This window comes from Shinella sp. WSD5-1 (assembly GCF_963942435.1).
GTDB classification, from domain to species: Bacteria; Pseudomonadota; Alphaproteobacteria; order Rhizobiales; family Rhizobiaceae; genus Shinella; species Shinella yambaruensis.
This window is the reverse complement of sequence record NZ_OZ012605.1, coordinates 17,383-40,566: the sequence shown is the minus strand read 5'-3', so window position 1 is coordinate 40,566 and position 23,184 is coordinate 17,383. Positions and strand designations below refer to the sequence as shown.

23 protein-coding genes are annotated in these 23,184 nt (G+C 65.0%); 10 read left to right on the top strand and 13 right to left on the bottom strand.

Annotation, left to right across the window (positions count from 1 at the left end; translation table 11 throughout):
* Nucleotides 1-6: 6 nt before the first annotated feature.
* From AABQ55_RS35680 to bglB, 9 genes are all read right to left on the bottom strand, one after another.
* Nucleotides 7-897, bottom strand: coding sequence for an alpha/beta hydrolase family protein (locus AABQ55_RS35680; protein ID WP_272809472.1), 891 nt, complete (start codon nucleotides 895-897; stop codon nucleotides 7-9).
* A 12-nt stretch (nucleotides 898-909) separates the two neighbouring features.
* Nucleotides 910-1,668, bottom strand: a complete 759-nt coding sequence (gene kduD / locus AABQ55_RS35675; RefSeq protein ID WP_272809473.1) for a 2-dehydro-3-deoxy-D-gluconate 5-dehydrogenase KduD — start codon at nucleotides 1,666-1,668, stop codon at nucleotides 910-912.
* The gene (locus tag AABQ55_RS35670) at nucleotides 1,652-2,728 is read right to left on the bottom strand and encodes an ABC transporter ATP-binding protein (RefSeq protein WP_272809474.1); all 1,077 of its coding nucleotides are present in this window, start codon (nucleotides 2,726-2,728) and stop codon (nucleotides 1,652-1,654) included. Before AABQ55_RS35670 ends, kduD begins: the two co-directional genes overlap by 17 nt.
* A 9-nt stretch (nucleotides 2,729-2,737) precedes the next feature.
* The gene (locus AABQ55_RS35665; RefSeq protein WP_272809475.1) at nucleotides 2,738-3,790 is read right to left on the bottom strand and encodes a carbohydrate ABC transporter permease; all 1,053 of its coding nucleotides are present in this window, start codon (nucleotides 3,788-3,790) and stop codon (nucleotides 2,738-2,740) included.
* Complete coding sequence (locus AABQ55_RS35660) at nucleotides 3,787-4,740, bottom strand: carbohydrate ABC transporter permease (RefSeq protein ID WP_443021351.1); 954 nt, start codon at nucleotides 4,738-4,740, stop codon at nucleotides 3,787-3,789. The genes AABQ55_RS35665 and AABQ55_RS35660 overlap by 4 nt, the downstream gene beginning before the upstream one ends.
* A gap of 274 nt (nucleotides 4,741-5,014) precedes the next feature.
* Nucleotides 5,015-6,283: an ABC transporter substrate-binding protein gene (locus AABQ55_RS35655; protein ID WP_272809477.1), complete on the bottom strand. Its 1,269-nt coding sequence runs from the start codon at nucleotides 6,281-6,283 to the stop codon at nucleotides 5,015-5,017.
* A 77-nt stretch (nucleotides 6,284-6,360) separates the two neighbouring features.
* The gene (locus tag AABQ55_RS35650; protein ID WP_272809478.1) at nucleotides 6,361-8,844 is read right to left on the bottom strand and encodes a hypothetical protein; all 2,484 of its coding nucleotides are present in this window, start codon (nucleotides 8,842-8,844) and stop codon (nucleotides 6,361-6,363) included.
* A complete protein-coding gene (kduI, locus tag AABQ55_RS35645; RefSeq protein WP_272809479.1) occupies nucleotides 8,841-9,677 on the bottom strand; it encodes a 5-dehydro-4-deoxy-D-glucuronate isomerase in 837 nt (278 codons plus the stop codon). The genes AABQ55_RS35650 and kduI overlap by 4 nt, the downstream gene beginning before the upstream one ends.
* Complete coding sequence (gene bglB, locus AABQ55_RS35640) at nucleotides 9,674-10,774, bottom strand: beta-galactosidase BglB (RefSeq protein ID WP_272809480.1); 1,101 nt, start codon at nucleotides 10,772-10,774, stop codon at nucleotides 9,674-9,676. Before bglB ends, kduI begins: the two co-directional genes overlap by 4 nt.
* A gap of 110 nt (nucleotides 10,775-10,884) precedes the next feature.
* On the opposite strand from bglB, the gene AABQ55_RS35635 reads away from it, so the two are divergent.
* The 3 genes from AABQ55_RS35635 to AABQ55_RS35625 all read left to right on the top strand — a co-directional run bounded on the left by AABQ55_RS35635 (nucleotide 10,885) and on the right by AABQ55_RS35625 (nucleotide 14,166).
* A complete protein-coding gene (locus AABQ55_RS35635; RefSeq protein WP_272809481.1) occupies nucleotides 10,885-11,931 on the top strand; it encodes a LacI family DNA-binding transcriptional regulator in 1,047 nt (348 codons plus the stop codon).
* A gap of 117 nt (nucleotides 11,932-12,048) precedes the next feature.
* A complete protein-coding gene (locus AABQ55_RS35630; RefSeq protein ID WP_272809482.1) occupies nucleotides 12,049-13,284 on the top strand; it encodes a cysteine desulfurase-like protein in 1,236 nt (411 codons plus the stop codon).
* Nucleotides 13,285-13,344: 60 nt separating this feature from the next.
* The gene (locus AABQ55_RS35625) at nucleotides 13,345-14,166 is read left to right on the top strand and encodes a helix-turn-helix transcriptional regulator (protein WP_244770485.1); all 822 of its coding nucleotides are present in this window, start codon (nucleotides 13,345-13,347) and stop codon (nucleotides 14,164-14,166) included.
* 36 nt (nucleotides 14,167-14,202) lie between these two features.
* On the opposite strand, the gene AABQ55_RS35620 is transcribed toward AABQ55_RS35625, so the two are convergent.
* Complete coding sequence (locus AABQ55_RS35620; protein ID WP_272809483.1) at nucleotides 14,203-15,315, bottom strand: aminotransferase class I/II-fold pyridoxal phosphate-dependent enzyme; 1,113 nt, start codon at nucleotides 15,313-15,315, stop codon at nucleotides 14,203-14,205.
* A 186-nt stretch (nucleotides 15,316-15,501) separates the two neighbouring features.
* Between AABQ55_RS35620 and AABQ55_RS35615 the strand changes: the two genes are divergently transcribed.
* From AABQ55_RS35615 to AABQ55_RS35595, 5 genes are all read left to right on the top strand, one after another.
* Complete coding sequence (locus AABQ55_RS35615) at nucleotides 15,502-16,314, top strand: transporter substrate-binding domain-containing protein (RefSeq protein WP_272809484.1); 813 nt, start codon at nucleotides 15,502-15,504, stop codon at nucleotides 16,312-16,314.
* Nucleotides 16,315-16,380: 66 nt separating this feature from the next.
* Nucleotides 16,381-17,076 (top strand): ABC transporter permease, encoded by a 696-nt coding sequence (locus tag AABQ55_RS35610; RefSeq protein WP_244770488.1) that lies wholly within the window; start codon nucleotides 16,381-16,383, stop codon nucleotides 17,074-17,076.
* Nucleotides 17,073-17,765: an ABC transporter permease gene (locus AABQ55_RS35605; protein ID WP_133035080.1), complete on the top strand. Its 693-nt coding sequence runs from the start codon at nucleotides 17,073-17,075 to the stop codon at nucleotides 17,763-17,765. The genes AABQ55_RS35610 and AABQ55_RS35605 overlap by 4 nt, the downstream gene beginning before the upstream one ends.
* Entirely contained in the window at nucleotides 17,765-18,502 is a 738-nt protein-coding gene (locus AABQ55_RS35600) for an amino acid ABC transporter ATP-binding protein (RefSeq protein WP_272809485.1), read from the top strand. The genes AABQ55_RS35605 and AABQ55_RS35600 overlap by 1 nt, the downstream gene beginning before the upstream one ends.
* 8 nt (nucleotides 18,503-18,510) lie before the next feature.
* Nucleotides 18,511-19,293 carry an inositol monophosphatase family protein gene (locus AABQ55_RS35595; protein ID WP_272809486.1) on the top strand — a complete coding sequence of 261 codons (783 nt, stop codon included), beginning with the start codon at nucleotides 18,511-18,513 and terminating at the stop codon, nucleotides 19,291-19,293.
* Between the two features lie 143 nt (nucleotides 19,294-19,436).
* Here AABQ55_RS35595 and AABQ55_RS35590 read toward each other — a convergent pair whose 3' ends face one another.
* Complete coding sequence (locus AABQ55_RS35590; protein ID WP_244770491.1) at nucleotides 19,437-19,742, bottom strand: hypothetical protein; 306 nt, start codon at nucleotides 19,740-19,742, stop codon at nucleotides 19,437-19,439.
* Nucleotides 19,743-19,888: 146 nt separating this feature from the next.
* Between AABQ55_RS35590 and AABQ55_RS35585 the strand changes: the two genes are divergently transcribed.
* Nucleotides 19,889-20,419 carry a dihydrofolate reductase family protein gene (locus tag AABQ55_RS35585; RefSeq protein ID WP_272809487.1) on the top strand — a complete coding sequence of 177 codons (531 nt, stop codon included), beginning with the start codon at nucleotides 19,889-19,891 and terminating at the stop codon, nucleotides 20,417-20,419.
* 59 nt (nucleotides 20,420-20,478) lie between these two features.
* Here AABQ55_RS35585 and AABQ55_RS35580 read toward each other — a convergent pair whose 3' ends face one another.
* Both AABQ55_RS35580 and AABQ55_RS35575 read right to left on the bottom strand, forming a co-directional pair.
* A complete protein-coding gene (locus AABQ55_RS35580) occupies nucleotides 20,479-21,546 on the bottom strand; it encodes a linear amide C-N hydrolase (RefSeq protein ID WP_272809488.1) in 1,068 nt (355 codons plus the stop codon).
* A gap of 76 nt (nucleotides 21,547-21,622) precedes the next feature.
* Complete coding sequence (locus AABQ55_RS35575; protein ID WP_272809489.1) at nucleotides 21,623-22,063, bottom strand: hypothetical protein; 441 nt, start codon at nucleotides 22,061-22,063, stop codon at nucleotides 21,623-21,625.
* Between AABQ55_RS35575 and AABQ55_RS35570 the strand changes: the two genes are divergently transcribed.
* Nucleotides 22,049-23,137: a metal-dependent hydrolase family protein gene (locus tag AABQ55_RS35570; RefSeq protein ID WP_272809490.1), complete on the top strand. Its 1,089-nt coding sequence runs from the start codon at nucleotides 22,049-22,051 to the stop codon at nucleotides 23,135-23,137. The two genes, AABQ55_RS35575 and AABQ55_RS35570, sit on opposite strands and share 15 nt — an antisense overlap.
* Nucleotides 23,138-23,184 lie beyond the last annotated feature (47 nt).

Below are 23,184 nucleotides of genomic sequence, written 5' to 3'. Positions count from 1 at the left end.
TGCACATCAAAGATGTTCCTTGAAGAAATCCAGCACCGCCGTGCGCATGCGCGCTGTTTCGCGGTGACCGATGCCTGTCTCCGTGAGAAGCGCGAGCCGTCCGCGGACGGCGGCGCGGGAATAGGCGGCGGCGGTCTCGCGGAAGGCACGCTCGACGGCAAGCGGCGGGGTCAACCGGTCTTCCGAGCCGATGCAGATGAGTTGGGCGCGCGGCGCGATGCGTCCGGCGATCTCACCGGTCGAGGTTTCGGCAAGAAGGCCCGGCATGGTGAGGTAGTGGCCATGCAGGTCATGTACGCCGGTTTCCACCAGCGTCGCGAAATCGGCGTAGCAGCACAGATGCGCCACCGCGGCGACGCGCGTGTCGAGGGCGGCGAGGAAATAGGCGAGCGTCGCGCCCATGGAAAGGCCCGTCATGCCGATACGGGCAGGATCGACATCCGGCCGTGCGGCAAGCCAGGTGAGGGCGGCTGCCTGCTCCCCCAGCATCTGGCCGAACAGTGTCCGCCCCTGCCAGAGCGCCGCCTTGGCTGCCGCGCTTTCCGTCAAGCCTGTGCGTTCGCCAAAAGTCGGCATGTCGATGCAAAGCGTCACGTAACCCTCGCCTGCCAGCACCGGCCCCGGCGGGTCCAGCAGAGCAGGGCGGCCCTCCGTGAGTTCGCTGGCGCCCACCTCGTAGCGGTTGCCGTGGGCATGGGCATAGAGGATGGCGGGACGCGCCCCTTCGCTTGAGAGCGGCCGCGCCAGCAGCCCCCGCACGGCGGTTCCGTCGGACAGACGGAAGCGCAGGTGCTCGATAGCATGGTCCTCGTGCGTCTCGACACGGCTTTCCTCCAGCCGTAGCTCGGTTTCGGCAAAGCCGATGAGAGACCGGAGCCGTTCGGAGGAGATCGGCATGATGAGGTACCCCTACCGGACGAGCCAGCCGCCGTCGACGGGCAGCACCGTGCCCGTGACATAGCCGGAGGCGGGCGAGGCGAAGAACAGGACGGCCGTGTCAAGATCGCCGGGACTGCCCCAGCGGCCCATGGGAATGCGGGCGGAGATCTGGGCGCTGCGGTCCGGGTCGCCCCGCAGCGCTTCGGTATTGTCGGTCGCCATGTAGCCGGGGGCAATGGCATTGACGGTGATGCCATGCGGGGCGAGTTCATTCGCCATCGCCTTGGTGAGGCCGGCAATGCCATGCTTGGAGGCCGTATAGGCCGGCACGCGGATGCCGCCCTGGAAGCTCAGCATGGAGGCGATATTGACGATGCGGCCAGACCGCTTCGTCGCCACCATGTGGTGGGCCGCGGCCTGCGACAGCCGGAAGGCGGCCTTGAGGTTGACGTCGATGACGCTGTCCCAGTCGTCCTCTGCATAGTCGAGCAGATCGGCGCGACGGATGATGCCGGCATTGTTGACGAGAATGTCGATACCGCTGGCCGTCGCGACGGTCTCGGCGATGACGGCGCCGGCATCGAACGGTTTCGAGAGATCGACCGTCATGGCATGGAAGCGGCGGCCGGCCGCGGCCACCCGCTCAGCCGTCTCCGGCATGGCGGAGGAGCCGAGTGCGACGATATCCGCGCCGGCCCTTGCGAGCGCCAGCGCCATGGCCTGGCCAAGACCGGTGCGCGCGCCGGTGACGAGCGCGACCTTGCCCGTGAGGTCAAACAAGGTGTTCAAGGCGCAGCCCCTTTTCGTCAAAGAGATGGATGGGCGCGGCGGCCAGCGAGAGATCGATGCTTTCGCCCGGCGCAAGGTCGTGTTGCCCCGGCGCGACCACAAGGATCTTCTGCCCCGAAAGATCGGCATGCAGCACCGTCTCGGCGCCGAGCGCCTCGATGAGGGTCAGCTTTGCCGAAAGACTGCTTTCGCTGCGGCCGAGCGTGATGTGGTGCGGGCGCACGCCGAGCGTCACGCGCGCGCCGGCCATGCCGGTCGAAGGCAGTTCCAGCTTCTGGCCGCCGGCCAGTGCCACGACGCTCCGGTCCGGTCCGGCCGCCTCGACCGTGCCTTCGAGAAAGTTCATGTGCGGCGAGCCGATGAAACCGGCGACGAAACGGTTGGCGGGGCGGTTGTAGAGGTCGAGTGGTGTGCCGACCTGTTCGATGCGTCCGGCGCGCAGCACGACGATGCGGTCCGCCAGCGTCATCGCCTCGACCTGGTCGTGGGTCACGTAGATCATCGTGGCGGCAAGCCGGGCGTGGAGGGCCGCAAGCTCCGCACGGGTGGAGCCGCGCAGCTCCGCGTCGAGGTTCGACAGCGGCTCGTCGAGCAGGAACGCGACGGGCCGGCGCACGATGGCCCGGCCGATGGCGACGCGCTGGCGCTGGCCGCCCGAGAGCTGGCCCGGCCGGCGGTCGAGATAGGCCTCGATCTCCAGCATGCGCGCGGCTTCCCCGATGCGGGCGGCGATCTCGTCCTTCGGCATGCGGGTGTTTTCGAGGCCGAAGGCGAGGTTCTGGCGCACGCTCATATGCGGATAGAGCGCATAGGACTGGAAGACCATGGCAAGGCCGCGGTCGGCGGCCGGCACGGTGTTGACCACCTTGCCGTCGATGGCAAGGTCGCCGCTGGTCGGCCGGTCGAGCCCGGCGATCATGCGCAGCAGCGTGGACTTGCCGCAACCCGACGGGCCGACGAAGACGACGAACTCGCCGTCCTCGATCTCCAGGTTGACGTCGTGGATGACGTCGACGGCGCCGAACGATTTCTTCACATTGGTGAGCTTGATATGGCCCATGGAGCCCCCCTATTTCAGTCCGGTGCCGGCGATGCCGGTGGTGATGAAGCGCTGCAGGAAGATGAAGACCAGCACGACCGGGATCATGGTCACGACGGTCATGGCGAGGATGAAGTGCCATTGCACGTTCAGTTCGCCGGAATAGATGCTGAGGCCGACCTGCAGCGTGTAGAGCTCCTTGCGCGAGAGCACGATGAGCGGCCACAGGAAGTCGTTCCAGCGCCAGACGACGGAGAAGATCGCCAGCACCGCCAGCGCCGGCGCCGTCAGCGGCAGGATGATGCGCCAGTAGATCTGCCATTCGGAGGCCTTGTCCATGCGCGCGGCGTCGACCAGCTCGTCCGGAATGGTGAGCATGTACTGGCGCAGGATGAAGACGCCGGTGGGCGTCGCCACCGTCGGCAGGATCACGCCCCAGAGGTTGTTGAAGAGGCCGAGCGCCGAGACGATGGAATAGAGCGGCACCATGATGACCGAGAGCGGCACCATCAGCGTGGCGAGGATCAGCAGCATCGCCAGCGTGCGGCCGCGGAACTCGTATTTGCTGAGCGCGAAGGCGGCCATGGAGTTGACGACGAGCGTGATCAGCGTCGCCGTCACCGTTACGAAGACGGAGTTCCAGAGGTAGCGCACGAAATCGAAATGGGTGAAGGGCTCGGTGTAGTTGTCCGTCGCGAAGGACATTTCCCTGACCGGCGTGCGCTTGGCGATGTTGACCTTGACGATCTCGCCGGGATCCTTCGGGTCCACCATCTGGCTGACCACGCCGATGCGGCGCACTTCCGCCAGCACCGCCGTCGAGCCGTCCTCCAGCGTCGCCTCGTAGAGGTCGAGCGGCTTGTCGTAACCCTCGACCGTCACCTTCTGCGTGACATAGGGCAGGATGGTGGGCGGGAACTCGGCAAGCGCGGCAGGCGACTTGAAGGACGAGCCGACCAGCCAGACGGCCGGACCGAACATGACGAGGAGGCCGCCGATAAGCCAGGCCCAGGTGACGATATCGGTCCAGTGCCAGCCCTTGCCACCCCTTCGGCGCGTGAGGAAGCGTACGATCCCGCTCATTTGCGGCCTCCCTTCTTTTCGGAGCGGCCGAGGCCGAGCTGAAGCAATGTGAGCACGACGAGCACGGCACCCATGAGGATGGAGGCCGCCGCGGCAAGGCCCGGATTGCGCAGCTGCGCGGCAAAGCCCGTCTCATAAATATATTGCGTGAGATAGAGCGTGCTGGTGCCCGGCCCGCCGCCGGTCAGGACATAGACTTCATCGAAGATCTGCACGGCACGGATGAGGACGAGCACGACGACGACGAGCAGGTTGGGCATCAGGAGCGGCAGCGTGATGCGCCAGAAGGCCCGCGCCGGACGGGTGCCGTCCATTTCGGCGGCCTCGTAGAGGTCCTTCGGGATCGCTTGCAGGCCGGCGAGCAGGATGAGGGTGTAGAAGCCCATATGCGCCCAGATCGACACGCCGATGGTGGCGGCGAAGGCCCAGTTGCGGTCGTTGAGCCAGACATGGGGGTCGAAGCCGAGCCCGTAGAGACCGAAATTCAGAAGGCCCTGACGCTGCAGGATCCACTTCCAGATGAGGCCGACGACGACGGGCGACAGCAGCACGGGGAAGAAGAAGACCGCCCGCCAGAAGCTGCGCGCCGCAAGGTTACGGTTGAGGATGAGGGCCGTCACGAGCGAGACGAGGATCATCAGCGTAACCTGGAGCACGACGAACCAGGCGGTGTTCTTCACCGCGGTCCAGAACGTGTCCTCCGCGCGGCTGCCCGGATCGAGATAGCTGCGGCAGTCGAAGAGCCGCGCATATTGCCCGGCCCCGACGAAGGTGCGGTCGGGCAGGAAGAGTGCCGTGCCTCCGGTCATCGAATAGGCGAAGTTGATGAAGAAGGGCAGCAGCACGAAAATACCGAAGATCAGCATGTTCGGCATCAGGAAGAAGGCCGCCATGCCGCCGATGCCGGTCGCCCGCTGCAGCCAGCGCAACGGCGCATCGAGAATGCCCATGAGGAAATGTATCGGCGCTATGACAAGCGCGCCCAGGCTGGATTTGCCGGAATTGTGCGTTCTCATTCTGTCCCTCCCATGCCGGCGAGATCGCCCGGCGGTGGTAAGGCCAGGCGCCATCTGCGGCGAGCGGCGGGGGAGGCGCCCCGCCGCAGATGGCGGCCCATGCCGCCGGCATCGCGTATCCGCGCCTGTCCTGCCGGCGGCGCTCCGTTCCGGTCCCCAAGCATTCCCGCATTTCCTCGAATCGCGAAAAGGCTCTAACGCTTTTGCCCTAGAGGCCGGAATCCTTCACCTTGGCGGCGATATCCGCGTCGATGCGGGTGAAGGCTTCCTCCACCGGCATTTCGCCGGCCGCCGCCTGGCTGATGCGCGTGACCATGGCGCCGTAGAACGTATCGGACCAGAACCAGCCCGGCAGCTTCTGCGCGAGATCGGAGAGCGAGCCCGTGGCGGCGACGAAGGCATTGAGTGCCTCCTTGGCCTGCGCGTCGTCAGTCTTGAAGTCGAGACCCTTGGCGAGCAGTCCCTTGTGCGCGGGCAGGAACAGCGTGCGCTCGGAGAATTCCTTCACGATGTCCTCGCGGGCGAGGTAGTCCATGACCTTGGCCACTTCCGTCGGGTTCTTGGTGTATTTGATGGCCACCAGGCCCGCGCCGCCCGGCATGCCGGTGCAGTTGACAGGTCCGCAGGGGCTGCCCGTCGCCACCCAATCGAAGTTCGAGCCGATCTTCGTGGAGAAGTTCGGCACCTGCCAGGAGCCGGAATAGTAGTAGACGAGCTGGCCGTTGATGAAGTCGTCGGCGGCCGCGCGGTAGGTGGAACCGGCCGCGGAGACCCAGACGTCCTTGCTCATCGTGCCGTCCTCGATCCAGCCGATGAATTTCTTCAGGAAGTCCTTGGTGCCCTGGTCGAGGGGAGCCGGCTTGCCGTCGGCGCCGATATAGTTCGCGCCATAGGAAAGGACCGGGCCGGTCAGGCGGTGGCCGGAGCGGTCGAGCGCCATGGCAAAGGGCACCTGCTGGTTCTCGGCGACCGCTTTTGCGGCCTTTGCCCAGTCGTCCCAGGTGGCATCCTTGCCGGGAATGGCAACGCCTGCCTGCTCGAACAGCGTCTTGTTGGCAAAGCCGCCGGCGAGCGTGATCTGCGTCATGAAGCCGGAAATCTGGTTGGAGCCGTCAGGGCGCATCCAGTCTGCCTGCGCACCGAAATTCTCGTCCCAGTAGGCGGCGTCCGCGACGAGCGGGCGCAAGTCCAGCCAGTGCTGGCTCTGCGCCTTGAGGTTGGTGACGCGGGCGATGTCGGGGCCGTCGCCGGCTTCGAGCTGCACCGGGAGCTGCTCGCGCACGACGCTGTATGAGACGTTGTCGAGAATGACGTTGATCCCCGGATTCTCCTTCATGAAACGGTCGACGAGATCCTTCAGGACCTCGCCTTCGACGCCGTCGGAATACCACATGATGCGCACGTCGCCGGCCAGCGCCGACGTGGATGCCAGAAGCCCTGCGGCGAGCGCCGCCAGAATGGTCTTGGTCTTCGTCATGGTCGTTCTCCTCCTAGAGACGGGCCTCCCGCCCGCCATGTTCCAAACCGCCTGCCTCATGCAGGCGGGCATGCCGGCTATGCTGCCGATAGCATTGTCGTCGTGCCGGCGACGGGGAATGTCCCGGGCACGATGGTGCGGCCTTCCGCCTCCGTGGAACCGTCCGCGCGGAACCGTACGGCGCCATACTGGGGATCATCGATGACGAACGTGCCGTCGGCGTCCTCGTGTACCGCAAGGGCGGAGAACCATCCTTCGACGGAGGCGAGGTCGGAGGCCTCGCAGACGCGTATGATCCACCTTGTCTTGCGGCCGCGCTGGCGCAGCTCCACATTGGCCGAAGGCCCTTCCTTGACGCTCTCGAAGGGTGCGCTGCCCTTGAGGAACAGAGCACCGGCGCCGCTGCGGGCAAGCGCGATGTTGCCGGCAATGCGGCTCTCGTCGAACTCGGCGACCGGGAACCAGGCGTGGCTGAAGTCGGCCTGTTCGTCGACCGTGGTGAAATCCAGCACGGCAAGCCCGCGATACTGGTGGGTGCGGGGAACGGCGCCGCAGCCGCCCCAATAGGACGGACGGCCGTAGCCGAACTGGATCGTCTCGCCGGGATGGTTGATCCAGACGGCCGCTTCCGGGCGTTTGCCGAGGCGCAGGTGCAATACCGTTTCCTGGTAACCCCATTCGTTCCAGCGGTAGTGCGCGGCCGAGCCCATGGCGAAGGCGCGTCCCTTGTAGTGATAGAGCGCGGCGAAGCGGTTCTCGCCCTGCGAGAAGCACCATTCCTGGTGCGCTTCGGCCTGATGGTTGGCGATCGCGGAGAACTCCTCGGGCACGACGAGGCCGTGGTCGCGCAGGCAGACGGCGAGCTGCGGCAGCGCATGGACGCGCCGTCCATACCAGCCGCGGCGCCAGAGCAGGCGCGCGACGGCGGAGAGCTCCAGCGAGCGGCCGGCGCAGAGCGTATGCTCGTAGGAACGCCCCTGCGCGGCGGTGACCATGCCGTGATGGGCCGAGCGTGCGATGATCTCGCAGAGCCGGACGATGCCCTTCCTGGCGCGCTCGGCAATGTCGGCATCGGGGGCGAGGGCGGCAAGCGCCGTCAGGCCCTTGAGATCGATCGGGAAATAGGGGGCGGAGTTGAACTCCGCCATCTCCCAGGCCTCGAAATGGTCGAGCCAGGCACGCACCCGGGCTGCGCCGACGGCCCGCTGCTCGGCCCCCTTGCGGCCGGAGCGAACGAAGGTCGCTTCGGCATGCAGGTCGCCGGCGAGATAGGCCGACGTGTGGAAGAGCAGCGCGTGGTTTTCGGAGAAGTACCACTGCACGTCATTGCCCGGCTCGTCCATCCAGTAGCGGAAGCCGAGGATGGCGGCGTCGATGCGTTTGCGGGTCGCTTCGCCGATATCGCCACCCCAGGCGATACGCGACCAGATGAGCGGCACCAGCGAGAAGTCGGCGCAGTCGTGGCAATCCTCGATGGAGGGCAGGATCTCCTCGATCATCGTATCGGTATCCACCCCGCCGCGTCCGCTCGCGAGCCGCGCGAAGGCGCGTACCGTATCCCGCTCGGAAAATTCCGAGATTTCATCGAGGGTTTCCGTGATGCGGGCGGCAAGCGAGGCAGGCGCCTCGCCCTGGCGCTTCGCATGGCAGATCTCCACGCCGATCGAGCGGGCCGCGACGAAGCCGTCCGCGTCGAGCGTCACGCGGAAATGCCGGAAATCGGCGGGCAGGGCGCTTGAGGAGCCTACGAGCAGGCGGGTTTCACCGGCCCGCAGCGTGAAGCCGTAGTCGAAGCGCTCGGTGGACATGAAATCGCCCTCGACCGCGACGTCGACCTTGACGTCCATCGGCAGCGGTGCGGCGAAGATCAGCGTCATGTCGCCGTCGAAATAGGCCGGCCGGTCGAAATGCATGCCGTCGAGGGCGGCTTCCACCGCATCTGCCGCTTCGCCGGGGCAGGGTACCGGCACGGCGACGGCTGCCTCCGGGCCGGAGAGGTAGTCGAGCTGGATGAAATAGCGGGCATCGCGCTCGGCGAGATCGTCGAAGAACAGGGTGATCTCGTTGAGGCCGGCCTTCAGCGGCAGGTCGAACTCGGCCTTGGCTTCGAGATTGCGGCTGTAGGGCGCCATCCAGCCGGCTTCCGCGCCGTTGAGGAGGAGCACTGCGCCGCCGCAGGTCCCGAGGCGCACCCTTGCCGTGCCGGCGGCAGCCGCCCCGATGAAGGTCCGCGCCCAGGTGGCAAGGCGTGTCGGGCGGAACCAGAAGCCGGAAAGATCGAGCCGTGGCGAGCCGAAGGGCAGCCACCAGCGCGCGGCATGGAACGTGCCGCGCACATCCGGCCGCGCATTGCGATAACGCTCGGCGAAGATGGTGCGGCAGGGATATTCGTGCGGAATGAAGTTCTTGTGCTTCGTCAGGAAGAAGAAGGGATCCATCTCGCCCTTCATCGGCTGGTCCGGCACGTCGAAGCGCTCCCCGGCTGTCATGCCGAGCTGCCAGTAGCGGATGGCGTCGCCCGCCGCGAGAGGCTTCTTCATATGGAAGGTCGTATCGGTCATTTCAGGTCAGCCACGGGTACGGGAGAAACGTCGTTGTATTCCTGGTTCTCGCCGGTCATGCCCCAGACGAAGGCATAGGGGCCGGTCCCCGCGCCCATGTGGACCGACCAGGCGGGCGAGAGCACCGCATCGCCATTGGCGACGACGAGATGGCGGGTTTCCTCGGGCCGGCCCATCACATGCAGCACGCGGTCTTCCGGGGCGAGGCCGAAGTAGCAGTAGGCCTCCATGCGGCGCTCGTGCAGGTGGGGCGGCATGGTGTTCCAGACGCTGCCCTCGGCAAGGTCGGTGATGCCCATGAGGAGCAGGCAGGAGGGCGAGACCTCCGGATGGATGTACATCGCGAGCCGGCGCTTGTTGGCGCGGCGCATATCGCCGAGATCGAGGGCCTTGGCTTCCTTGCGGGTGATCAGCCGGTGTGGGAAACCGGCGCCGGCAGGCACGGAGTTCATGTAGAAGCGGGCCGGTGCGTCCGCCGAAAGGCTGGAGGCGGTGATCTCTTTCGCACCCCGGCCGACATAGAGCACGTCGCGGTTCTCCAGCGTGAAGCGCTGGCCGTCCACCTCGATCGTGCCCGTGCCGCCGAGGTTTGCGATGCCCATTTCGCGGGCGGACAGCAGGTGAGCCGTGCCGATATCCTCGCCGGAGCCGAAGGTGAGGCTCGATCTGACCGGCATCGCGCCGCCAAGGATGAGACGATCGACATGGGTATAGGTGAAGTTGACCCGGTCGGCGGCAAAGAGGTCCGTCATCAGGAACGCGTCGCGCAGGCGCTGCGTGTCGTAGCCCTTCACGTCATCCGGCGCCGCGCCGTAGAGTACCTTCATCGTCATGCTGCCTGTCCTTCTCTGTCGACATGTTCCAGCGCCTCGGCAAGGCAGAGGATCGCCAATGCCTGGCCGTAGCCGGTCGGCTGGATCGGGATGTCCTTGTAAAACTGGAGATCGTGGCCCATGCGCGTGCCGTAGGAGACGTTCAGCACCGTGCCGCTTTCATCGATATTGCGCATCACCGCTTCGAGCGCCTTCATGCCCGCCGCGCGCCAGGCCGGCGTTCCGAGGCCGAGGCGATAGCCCTTGAGCAGGCCGTAGCCGATGCCGGCGGTTGCCGAGATTTCCTCGTAGGAGGAGGCGTCGTCCAGCAGCGTGCGCCAGGCGCCGGACGGCGTCTGGAGGGCGAGAAGGGCATCGACCTGCGCGACCAGCACGCCCTCGAGGAATTGCCGCACCGGGCGGTCGAGTTCGGCGAGGTCGAAAAGGTCGAGCACGCCGGCGGTGATCCAGGCATTGCCGCGCGCCCAGCGGGCACGCGCGAAATTGTGCCGGCCGTCGAAGGTCCAGCCGTGGAACCAGAGGCCGGTCTGGGGGTCGGCAAGGTAGCGCGCATGCACGAGGAACTGGCGTGAGGCTTCGTCGACAAGCTCGCGCCGGCCGCTGGCCTGCCCGTAAGAGGCCAGGAACAGCGCGACCATATAGAGCGTGTCGTCCCACAATTCGTGGTCGTTGATCTTGTCCGAGACGTGGTGCTCGAAGCCGCCTTCCGGCGTGCGGCCCATGTCCGACAGGACGCGGTTCGCCCAGGCGTCGAGCACGGGTTGCCAGCGAGGATCGCGTGTCTTCGCCCAGAGCAGGGAGAGCCCGAGCATGGGCGCGGTCGTGTTGACGTTGAGCCCTGGCAGGCCGGCGGCGATCTGGGTGGAATACCAGTCCTCCACCAGCGTGCGCAGGTCTTCGCGGCCCGTCAGCAGCCAGAGCCGCACGAGACCATAGAGGCCGACGCCCTGGGGCCATTCCCAGCTGTCGAAACTGATGTAGTCACCGGCCGTGCCGTCGAGGTTCGGTTCATGAAAACGGCCGCTGTGCCTGAGGCCGGTCATGCCGGCGACAAGGCGATCGAGTCCGGTGCTGATGTCATGGCCGGTCAGGCCCATGGCGCTCCTCCCTGCGGTCACCGATGGACGATTTAGGGTGGATAATGCATGGTGATTTTTCTTGCGCAATCTGAAAATTTTTCTCATGACTGGTGCGAGAGAGGTGGCCGATGACTGTCAAACCCCTGCCCGGAAAACGCGGAAAGAAGAGCAAGAAGGTTCGGCTGGAGGATATTGCCGCGCGCTGCGGCGTCTCGCTCAGCACCGTTTCGCGGGCTTTGGCGGGGGAGAAGGGCGTGCGGCCGGAAATCCGCCGGCAAGTGCTGGAAGCGGCGAAGACGGCGAATTATGTCGTGCCGACGGCCGTTGCCGGACAGAAGGTCATCCTTGCCGCTTCCAGCGCCGCGATGATCGACTATGTGCGCAACCAGTTCACGCTCTACGTGCTGGACGGGCTGAAAGAACGGGCGCAGGCGCTCGGCCTCGAGATCATCACGCGACCGATCGCCGACAAGAGCGAGGAGCTGTCGCTGCTCAAGGAGGCGAAGGATGATCCGGAGATCCTCGGCCTGCTCTTCCTCACCGTCGACGACGAGGCGCTGCTGGCGGCAACGCGCGGCTTCGAAAAGCCCGTCGTGCTGCTCAATGGCGACGATCCCTTCATGCGGCTTTCGAGCGTGACGCCGTGCAACCGGTCGAGCGCGCGGCTTGCCGCCGATCACCTGATCGGTCTTGGCCACGAACGCATCCTCTTCTTCATGCGGCCCGGCCGCCGCACCATCGAGCGGCGCTACGAGGGTTGGCGCGATGCGCTGCTTCATCACGGCCTTCCCGCCGATCCCGATCTCGTCGTGCCGGTCGACGACTGGCTGCCGGAGCTGGCGACGCAGGCCATCGTCTCGCGCATCCGGGCGCGCGGGCTGGATTTCACCGCGGTGCTCGCCGCCGGCGACAGCCTTGCCGTCGGCGCCATGATGGGCGTGCAGCAGGCGGGCTATGGCGTGCCGAAGGACGTCTCCGTCATGGGCATGGACGACCTGCCGCAGGCCGCCTTCCTCAATCCGCCGCTGACGACCATGCATATTCCCATGCGCGAAATCGGCTCGGCGGCGCTCGATCTCCTGCGCGACAGCCTCGGCGGCCTGCCGTTCCCGCCGCGCCGGCTGGAGCTTGCCTGTCATCTGGTCGAGCGTTCGTCGACAGGGCCGGCCGCTTGAGCTTCCGGGCTTGTCATGCGCAAGGCGGAGGGGGGCCTCATCTCCTAGGAGGATGGCGAGGCATGGCGGAAAGCGGCACACAGGGGCGATAACAGCGTTCTGCAAAGGGTGCCGCCCATGACTGCCTATCCGATCGACCTGATCCGCGCCTCCTTCCCCGCTCTGGAGAATTCCCGCACCGCCTATCTCGACAACCCGGCGGGAACGCTTGTTCCAAGAACGGTCATCGCGGCCGTGGCGGATGCGATGGCGACGGCGTCGGCCAATCTCGGCGGACGGTTCGCCGCCTCCCAGCGGGCGGATGCCGTCTGGCGCGCGGCGCACGAGGCGGCGGCGGAGTTCGTCAACGCCGCTTCCTGGCAGGAGATGGTGATCGGCCCGAACATGACGACGCTGGCCTTCCAGATGGGCCGGGTCATCGGCAAGACCTTCTCGCCGGGCGACGAGATCATCGTCACCCGCATGGACCACGAGGGCAACGTCTCGCCCTGGCTTTCCATGGCCGAGGAATACGGCCTGGTGGTCAAGTGGCTGCCGTTCAACACGGAAAGCTGGCGCATCGAGCCTGAAGACCTTGCTGCTCTTCTCACGTCGCGCACGAGGTTCCTCGCGCTCAACTATGCCTCCAACATGACCGGCAGCATCAACGACGTCGCCGCGCTGACGGCGATGGCGCGGGCGACGGGTGCGCTCGTCTGGATCGACGCGGTGCAGCTTGCGCCGCATCGCCTGCCGGACGTGCAGGCGACCGGCTGCGATTTCCTCGTCTGCTCGTCCTACAAGTTCTTCGGCCCGCATCTCGGCGTGCTGTGGGGACGCGGCGACCTGCTGCGGGCGCTGCCGCCGCACCGCGTGCGCTGCCAGAGCGACGACATTCCGGATCGCTTCTGCACCGGCACGCCGCAGACCGAGCTTCTGGCAGGCCTGACGGCGACGATCGACTATCTCGCCTCGGCCGGGGAGGCGACCGGCAGCACGGGCACGCGGCGCGAGAAGATGGCGGACGCCTACCAGGCCTTCGATGCCTATGAAGCAGGCCTCACGCGGCGGCTGATCGGCGGCCTGACGGCGCTGCCGGGCATCCGGCTGATCGGCATCACCAACCCCAATCTCTTTGCCCATCGCGTGCCGACGATCTCCTTCACGCATGAGCGCGTCTCCACCCATCGCTTCGCCGATGCCCTGGCCGCCGAGGACGTCAATGTCTGGTCCGGGCACAATTACGCGCTGGAGCCGGCGCGCCATCTCGGCCTTTCCGAGGAGGAAGGGGTGGTCCGCATCGGCATCGCCCATTACAACTCCGTCGAGGAGATCGAGCGCACGCTTGCGGCAATCGACAAGCTTGTCGCTTAAGCCGGGGTGTCGTAAGGCGTATAAGTAATCGTTTTCCTTGGGAATCTTGCAGATGGCCCCATGACAGAAACCGCCGCCGCCAGTTGGATCGCGCCCTTTGCGCATGCGCTCGATCGCTACGACCAGCCCGATAGCGTGCCGGCGCTTCTGGCGGCGATCGGTTCGGTCGCCCGGTTCCATCTGGCCCTGTCGGTCGTGCACCGCAAGAACGGTGGCCCGAGCTATGTCTTCGACACGTTCTCGGGGCCGCGGGCCAAGCGCGCGGTGCAGCTCTTCATCGCCGGCACCTATCTGCTCAATCCCTTCTACAATGCCTATCTCGCGGGCCTTCCCGCCGGGGTTTACCTGATGCGCGATCTCGCGCCCGACGATTATCTCGGTTCGGATCTCTATCGCGGTCTCGACATCCGTCGCCACGAGGACGAGGAACTGGGCTACCGTACGCACGGCTGGCCTGAGGGCATGGAGGAACTGCTGATAGCCATAGAGCTGCCGAACGGGGACATGGCGGAGATCAGCCTGTCGCGCATCCGCAGCGAGGGCGGCTTCGACGCGGCGTCCATCGCCCGGCTGCGCGAGGCGCATCCGATGATCGCCGCAATCTTCCGGCGGCTCTGGACACATCTTTCACGCAACGAGAACGCACCGCAGGCGCGTCCGATCGATCACCTCTTCAGCGATTTCGGCCGCGATCTCCTAAGCCCGCGGGAACGGGAAGTGGCCCTCCTCATCCTGAAAGGCCATTCCAGCGAGTCGATCAGCTATCATCTGGGCATTTCGATCGCGACGGTGAAGACCCACCGCCAGAAGCTTTACGCGAAGCTCAATCTGTCCACGCAGCAGGAACTGTTTTCGACGTTTCTGCGCAGCCTCAATCTTTGAGGCGGGGCGAATGGGCACGCCCCCCGCCTTTTTCTTTCAACCCTTCAGGCTGTCGCGGATCGCGGCGGAGATGGCGGCGAGGCCCTTGTGCAGCTCGTCCTCGGTGGGCCAGACATAGCCGATGCGGAAATGCCGGTCGTCCTGCTCGAACCAGCTGCCGCGGCCGACATAGGCCTGGTGGCGGCTGTAGAGGCTTTCATGGAAGCCGGCGAGATCGACATTGGCCGAGGGCACGATGCGCGGGAAACAGACGCAGCCGCCTGACGGCTCGACCCATTCGACGAGCGGTTCTGAGGCAATCCAGTCCTTGACGATGGCAAAGGCGCTGGCGATGCGGGCATTGTTGTAGGCGAGCCATTCGTCACGCTGGCTGAGCGCGACATAGGCGATGTATTCATCCACCGTGCTGCCGGAAATGCCGATCTGCTCGCGTGCGGCGAGGAAGGTTTCCATGAGGTCGGCATCGCGCGTGATCAGCCAGCCGATGCGGATGCCGGGAATGCCGTAGGTCTTGGAGAGCGAGGAGACACTGATCACCCGGTCCGACAGGCTTGCGGCAACCGGCAGCATCGGCCCCGAGGTCATCTCGCGATAGGTCTCGTCGAAGAGGAGGCGCGTGCCCTTGCGCTCGACCAGCGCCACCAGCGCCCTCATCTCGTCCTCGGAGATCATCACGCCGGTCGGATTGTGCGGATAGGTGACGGAGACATATCTGGTCTCGGGCCGGATCGCCGCCTCGATCGCCTCGAGGTCGAGGCGATAGCCGGCCTCGAAGGTGAGGTCGACGATGCTCATGTCCGCGCCGATGGTGCGTGGCGTTTCGAGGTTCGTCGCATAGTTCGGGCGCACCACGACGATGTGGTCGCCTGCCTCGATCATCGAGGTCGCGATGATGAAGAGCGCGCCCGCTGCGCCGGCAGTCACGAGCACGTCGTCGGCCGCAAGGCCTTCCCCCGTGCCGGCGATCAGGCCGCGCAGGTCCGGCGCGCCGCGGTGATCGCCATAGCACAGGAGAATGTCGTCCAGCTTCAGTTTCAGCTCGCCGAGGCGCCGGTCGGCGACGGAGCTTTCCGAGAGGTTGTAGCGGATCGTGTCGTAGCCGAGCTGTTCGGGCGATTCCAGCTCGATGGGCATGCGGACATATTTCATGGGGCTCTCCTCTGGCCTGCATGTGACAGGGCTAGATCAACCGCGCGTCACATTCCATCCTCCCCGAGGGTGATGACGGCCATCATCCCCTAGGTGGATTTCCTCGCCCTTCCGCCCGGCGCATCGTTCCCCATCGGCGGAGTGAGGACCGTCGCAAGGACTGACCTAACAAAGAAGGGGAATGCCATGAAATTCATGACCGGTCTGTTGTCTGCCGCAATCGTCGGCCTGGCGGTTGCCATGCCTGCCCAAGCCGAAACGCTGCGCGTCGGCATGGAATGCACCTACGCGCCCTTCAACTACCGCACGCCCGAGGGCGAGATGGCCGGCTACGACGTTGACGTCGCCAAGGGCATCGCCGAGCGCATCGGTGTCGATCTCGACTATGTCTGCCAGGAATGGGACGGCATGATCCCGTCGCTGCTTGCCAACAAGTTCGACCTCATCGTCGCCTCCATGTCGATCACCGAGGAACGCAAGCAGAAGATCGACTTCTCGATCCCCTACCGCGTTTCAGTCGGCCGCATCCTCGGTTCGAAGGAAGCGGGCCTCAAGCTGTTCGACGAGGCCGGCAAGCCGATCCCGGATGCCTTCAACGGCTTGCGCTTCGGTGTGGAGCGCGCCTCGACCTATGCGAAATGGGTGGAAGCCAAGCTGCCGGGCGCCGAGATCTCCCTTTATGATGGCGCCCAGCCGATGCTGCTCGACCTGCAGAACGGCCGCATCGACATCGCCATCACCAACCCGATGAAGGCCTATCTCGACTTCCTCAGCAAGGAGAACGGCGCCGGCTTCGAATTCGTCTCGCCGCCGATCGACGAGGTCGAGTATTTCGGCCCGGGCGTCGGCGTCGGCCTGCGCAAGGGCAATGACGAGCTGCTCGTCAAGATCGACAAGGCGCTGGACGAGATGATCAAGGACGGCTCTCTCGAAAAGTACAGCCTGAAATACTTCCCCTTCTCCATCCATCCGTCGAACTGGAAGGGTGTCGGCCAGTAAGCATGACCTCCGGGCGTCGCGCCAGGCGCGGCGTCCGATCTCGCATGAAGATTACGGAGGTATAGCATGTCGGTTCTCGACGGCTGGTGGGACGACTTCTTCTTCGGCCTGATGACGGTGTTGCAGGTCTTTTTCGTGGCCCTGGTGATTGCCGTCGCCTGCGGGCTGCTCGGCGCCTCGGCCAAGCTTTCCAAAAGCCGCATCCTGCGTGCGATCGCCCAGGCCTATACGGTGGTGTTCCGCGGCGCGCCCGAGCTCCTGGTGCTGCTGCTCTTCTATTTCGGCATGGCCATCACGCTCACCTCGATCGTGCAGGCCTTCGATCCCTCGGTGAAATTCATCGATCTTCCGCCGTTCTGGGCCGGCTCCATCGCGATCGGCCTGATCGTCGGGGCCTATATGACCGAGACCTTCCGCGGCGCCTTCCTCGGCGTCGACCGCGGGCAGATCGAGGCCGCGCGGGCGCTCAGCCTCAAGCGCCACCAGATCTTCCGCTATGTGCGCCTGCCGCAGATGTGGCGGCTTGCCTTGCCGAACTTCGGCAATCACATGCTCTCCATCATGAAGGATACGGCGCTCGTCTCCATCATCGGGCTGGAAGAAATCCTTTTCGTCGCCAAGATGGCGAACTCGCTCATCCACCGTCCCTTCCTGCTCTACATGACCGTCGCCCTGATCTACCTCGCGATGACGACGGTGATCACCTTTGCCGTCGGCTGGCTGGAGCAGCGTGCCAATCGTCACCTGAGAGGTGCCCGATGAGCTTCGACCTCTCGCTTATCGCCGTCAGTCTTCCGAAGATCCTGCAAGGCCTCGGGCTGACGCTCAACCTGCTCGCCGTCTCGACCCTGTTCGGGCTGATCCTGGCCGTCGGCATCCTGCTGATGCGGCTGTCGCGCCGGGCCTGGCTGGTCTGGCCGGCCAAGGCCTATATCTACTTCTTCCGCGGCACGCCGCTGCTCGTGCAGCTCTTCGTCATCTATCACGGCCTGCCGCAGTTCGGCTTCATCAGGCAGAGCGTGCTCTGGCCGCTCCTGCGCGAGCCCTACTGGTGCTCGGTCATCGCGCTGTCGCTCAACACGGCGGCCTATGTCTCGGAAATCCTGCGCGGCGGCGTGCTCGGGGTCGACAAGGGCCTCATCGAGGCGGGCAAGGCGCTCGGCCTCAGCAAGTTCCAGCGCACGAGCCGCATCACTGCCCCCCTCGCCGTCAGGCTGGCGCTTCCGGCCTACAGCAACGAGATCGTCTCGATGCTGAAGTCCACCGCGCTCGCCTCCACCGTCACACTGATGGAAATGACGGGCGTCGCCCGCACCATCGTGGCCGACACCTTCGCCCCATACGAGATCTTCATCGCCGCGACGATCATCTACCTCGTGCTCGTCTGGATCATCCAGACCGGCTTCACGCTGGTCGAGACCTACGCGAACCGCCATGTGAGAAAGACCTGATGGCCGATATCATTGTCCTCGAAAAGATGAACAAGTTCTATGGCACCTATCACGCGCTGAAGGATGTCGATCTCACGATCGCCAAGGGCGAGAAGGTCGTGGTCTGCGGCCCCTCGGGCTCCGGTAAGTCCACTATGATCCGCTGCATCAATCGGCTGGAAGAGCATGACAGCGGCCGCATCGTCGTGGGTGGAGAAGAGCTGACCGACGACGAGAAGAAGATCGATCTCGTCCGCCGCGAGGTCGGCATGGTGTTCCAGAGCTTCAACCTTTTCCCGCACATGACCGTGCTGGAGAACCTGACGCTCGCGCCGCGGCTGGTGCGCAAGATGGCGACGGGGGAGGCCGAGGCGATCGCCATGAAATACCTCACCCGCGTGCGCATCCCCGACCAGGCGAACAAATATCCCTCCCAGCTTTCGGGCGGCCAGCAGCAGCGCGTCGCCATCGCCCGGGCGCTGTGCATGAACCCGGAGGTGATGCTCTTCGACGAACCCACCTCCGCGCTCGATCCGGAGATGATCTCCGAAGTGCTCGACGTGATGACCGACCTCGCCCGCGAGGGCATGACGATGGTCTGCGTGACGCACGAGATGGGTTTTGCCCGCTCGGTCGCCGACCGCATCGTCTTCATGGACCAGGGCGAGATCGTCGAGGTCTCCACCCCCGCCGAATTCTTCGCAGCCCCGAAATCCGAGCGTGCCCGCACCTTCCTCGGCCAGATCCTCGCCCATTGAGAAGCGCCATGACCGATCATACCGAAACCTTCCTCACCTTTGCCCAGGCGATCGCCGACAGCTCCCGCGCCCTGCTTCTGGCGGCGGCCGAAGAAGCGCCCCGCGTCGATCTCAAGCAGGATGCGAGCTTCGTCACCGCAACCGACCGGGCCGTGGAAGCACGTCTGCGCGAACAGATTCGCGCGGCCTTTCCCGATCACGGCATCATGGGGGAGGAGTATGGCAGCGAGCGGCTCGACGCCGAATTCGTCTGGGTGCTCGACCCGATCGACGGCACGGCGGCCTGGGTCGCCGGCATTCCTGTCTATGGCACGCTGATCTCGCTGGCGCGCGGCGGCAAGCCCCTGCTCGGCGTCATCGATCTCCCGGCCACGGCCGAGCGCCTCACCGGCATTTCCGGGCAAGGCGCGTGGCATAACGGCAAGCCGATCCGCTGCCGCAAAGGCACGGCCCTCGCCGACGCCTACATGACCTCATCGAATCCCCGTTTCATTCCCGAAGCCGACCGCGCACCTTTCGCGCGTCTCGATGGAGCCGTGCAGTTCACCCAGTACGGCGGCAGCTGCTACAGCTATGCCTGCCTTGCCCGCGGCCGCACGGACCTTGCCGTCGATGCCGGGTTCGACGCCTATGACCTCTTTGCCCCCACCGCGATCATCGAAGGCGCCGGCGGCGTCGTCACCGACTGGCAGGGCGGCCCGCTCGATCTCGGCTGGCGGGGCTGCGTCATCGCGGCCGGCGACCGGGCGCTCCATGAAAGCGCGCTCGAAGCGCTCGCCGTAAGGGAATAAGCACCGTTTTTCACGCCGGCCTGCCCGGGCCTCACGCTGGACCATCCGCTTCCGGCGGGCCGCACCGGTCTGATGAATCGCCGGAAGTGATGACGGGGTATGTCCCTTCCAATGGAGCTTTGCCATACGGCGGAGCGGGGTCGTTAAATCCCCGACCCGTCAAGCTGCTGGGCGTCGTCGCCTTCCCAGGGGGAGGGCACAGAGGCACGGCTGAGATTGGCCGAGGGCATAGGCATCCAGCACTTCAGCTCCGGCTCGGCATATTCAATGATGCGGCCGGGGGAGGAATCCGACGCGCGCCAGCCTTCCGCGCCGAACTGATCGCCATTCGACCAGTAGGCGACGTCAACTTCCGCCGGCCCCTGTTCGGAGGGGCGGACTGTGACGAGGATCCGGCTCCCGTCCTTCGGCGCACCTGCCATATGGCGCCACCGGTCTGGCTCGTCCATCGTTTTCCTCCTGCCTTGCCACGGATCGAAGTGTCGCCTTGCCATCGAAAGCGGTCAACCCCATTCTTGCGCGCCCCAAAAACCAGTTGCAATATGAAATCAGTCAAACTAGCTTGGATCGGCTTTTCAAGGAAACGGAGGCGGATATGGCCAAGCTCGTGTTCGGAATGAACCAGTCCCTGGACGGCTATGTCGACCATATGGCGTTCGGGCCGGACCGCACGCTCTTCCGCCACTTCATCGAGGAGGCTCGGGGGCAGGCGGGCAGCGTATACGGCCGCCGAATGTATGAGATCATGCGTTACTGGGACGAAGATCATCCCGAATGGGATGCAGAGGAACAGGCCTTCGCGGCGGCATGGCGGAACCAGACGAAATGGGTCGTCTCGCGCTCGTTGGTGTCTGTCGGCCCCAATGCCATCCTTGTTCAGGGCGATCTCGAGGACGCGATCCGCGCGTTGAAGGCTGAGCACGACGGGGAGATCGAAGTTGCCGGCCCGGACCTGGCGCAAAGCCTTACCGAACTCGGCCTGATCGACGAATATCGAATCTACCTGCACCCCGTCGTGCTTGGTCACGGCAAGCCGTATTTCGCCGGACCCCGGCCGCCGCTCCGCCTTCTGACCCATGAGCGGATAGGTGAGGACGTGATCAAGCTGACCTATGTTCCTGCCTGATCGGTCCCGACTGCCGGCGCTTTAATCCCTCTGCGGTTGTCGGCTCGGCCATGTTCTGATCACCTCGGCCCAAGGAACGTAAATGGTTGGCTGTCCTTGAACTGATCGTTGACCATTCCGGAATGGATATGGCTCTGGTTCGGACCGAGGTCGAGTTTCCTTACCGTTCCCGTTTCTTTCGACAGATCCAGCTTCGTGAGGTCGACCCAGAATACGTTCGGCGTCACGGCGGATTCGAAGAAGTAGAGTCTGCGCTTGTGGTCGACGACCGTCCGCCAGCGTGTCGAGGAAATATTGGGCTGGTCGGGCGTGGTGATGCCGTAGGGGACGGAGACGTTGCGGATCACGCTGAAAACGCTTGCGATCGCCTCGACGGCGTCTTCGCTTTTCGGGATGGCGTTCACATAGAACGAGGCACGCGCGAACCTGTCCGACGCGCGGTTCGTGCCGGGCAACATGACGGTCCCGCCGATCTGCTTCCAATATGCGTTGAGGGCCAGTTGCTGGTCGAAGACCGGCGAGTTTGTCATCACCTGATAATCGCGGCTGTGATGGATGACCTGCCTGCCGTCGATATATTCGATGATCGCGCTGTCGCCGCTGCCATCCGAAAGCGAGAGATGCAGCGTTGCCAGCCGCTCTTCTCCCGGCACAGTGTCGGTGACGATGGTGAAGGGGTTCTTCTCCAGCGTGGCGACAGCCTCCTCGACGGTCGCGAAATTGTCGAGGACATATTGTGCCCAGGCGGCAAGCGACAGGGCGGGCGACGTGCCGTCATAGGCCGGATAGTCGGATTCGACGAGCCACAGCACATTGGCCACGAGGCCCGCCTCGTTCATTCCGTCGGTCGTGGAAATATCGTAGCCCGAAGCGATGACGCTGCCATATTTTGAGGTCCACTGGACGGAATTCGGCCCGGCCTGCCCGGTGCGCTCCATGCCGCGCGGGAATATCCAGAGATTTGTTCCGACATCGGTTTTCCAGTCCATGGAGCGTGCCGTGATGACCTGGCCGCCGGCACCATGGTAGACGAAACGCGTGCAGGCCTGCGCGGCCGATGTCGTCAGCATGGCGGTGGAAAGCAGGATGGCGGCGCAGGTGGCCGAAAGCGACGTCCGCAAGCGCATCGGTTGTCCTCCGTTCCGCGATCGGGAATGCAACCTATACTAGGAGATCGTGCTTGTTGGAGGAAGTCAAATCGGCTTAACTGGTCGGCAGGCATTTGACCGGCCACATACCGGGAAGGTGGGAGGGGATATCTTGGCGTTTCGTTTCGGAGACAAGTATCGCCACCTTGTCCATGGTGGTGCATGCGCCTGTCATGGCCAGCAGGCCGGGCAACTTTTCGCGCGCATAAACGAAGGCCTGTCGCGCCGTTCCGTCCTGAAGGGCATCGCGGCCAGCCTTGCAGCCCCGGCGCTTGGTGCGGTGAGCCCCGCTTTCGCGCAGGCGCCCGCAAGGCCCGTACGGCTGCAAAACGTCAATATTTTCGATGGAAAGAGCAGTACGCTCCTGCAAGGGCGGGACGTGCTTGTCGAAGGCAATCGCATCAAGGCGCTGGTCCCGGTCGCGGATGCCGTTTCCGATGTGCAGGTGATCGATTGCGGCGGGCGCACATTGATGCCCGGCATGATCGACGCCCACTGGCATTCCATCCTCGCCGGCATCTCCCAGGTCGCTGCCATGACAGCGGATATCCCCTATGTGCATCTCGTTGCCGCGCAGGAAGCCGAGCGCACCGTGCTGCGCGGTTTCACGACGGTCCGGGATGTCGGGGGACCTGCCTTTGCCTTGAAGCGGGCCATTGACGAAGGCCGCATCGCCGGCCCTCGCATCTATCCCGCCGGCGCCATGATCTCGCAGACGTCCGGTCACGGCGATTTCCGCATGCGGACGGACCTGCCCCGTACGGCGCAAAGCGATCTCAGCGTGGCCGAGCGGGCGGGCATATCGGCCATCGCCGATGGCGAAGCCGAAGTGCTGCGCCGGGTGCGCGAGCAGCTCATGCTCGGCGCCAGCCAGATCAAGATCATGGGCGGTGGCGGCGTTGCCTCCGCCTTCGATCCGATCGATGCGCTCCAGTATTCCGATGCCGAAATGCGGGCGGCGGTTTCGGCGGCGGCGGATTGGGGCACCTATGTGTGCATTCATGCCTATACGTCCGCTGCCATCCGCCGCGCCCTCGACTGCGGTATCCAGTCGATCGAGCACGGCCAGCTTGCCGACGAGGAGACGGTCAAGCGTATTGCGGGGGCCGGGGCATGGTGGAGCATACAGCCCTTTCTCGCGGACGAGGATTCGAACAGCTATCCCTCGCCGGAACAGCGCGCCCATCAGCAGCAGATCGCCGATGGAACGGCGCGCGCTGTCGAGCTCGGGCGCAAGCATCAGGTGAAAATGGCGCTTGGAACCGATATTCTCTTCAGCCCAAAGGGGACTGCGACGCAGGGCCGGCAACTCGCCAAGTTTGCGCGATGGTATGACAATGCCGACGTGCTGCGGCTGCTGACCAGTGGGAATGCGGAGCTTGCCGGCCTTTGCGGGGCACGCAATCCTTACCCGGCAAAGCTCGGCGTCATCGAGGCCGGCGCTTATGCCGATCTGCTGGTGGTCGACGGCGACCCGCTCCGGGACATTGCGCTGATCGCCGATCCCGACCGCACGCTTGTGATGGTGATGAAGGATGGGCGTATCCACAAGAACACGCTGCCGGCGTGAGAGGAGGCTTGCTTGAACAGATTGGCTGCTGCCGTTTTCCTGACGTT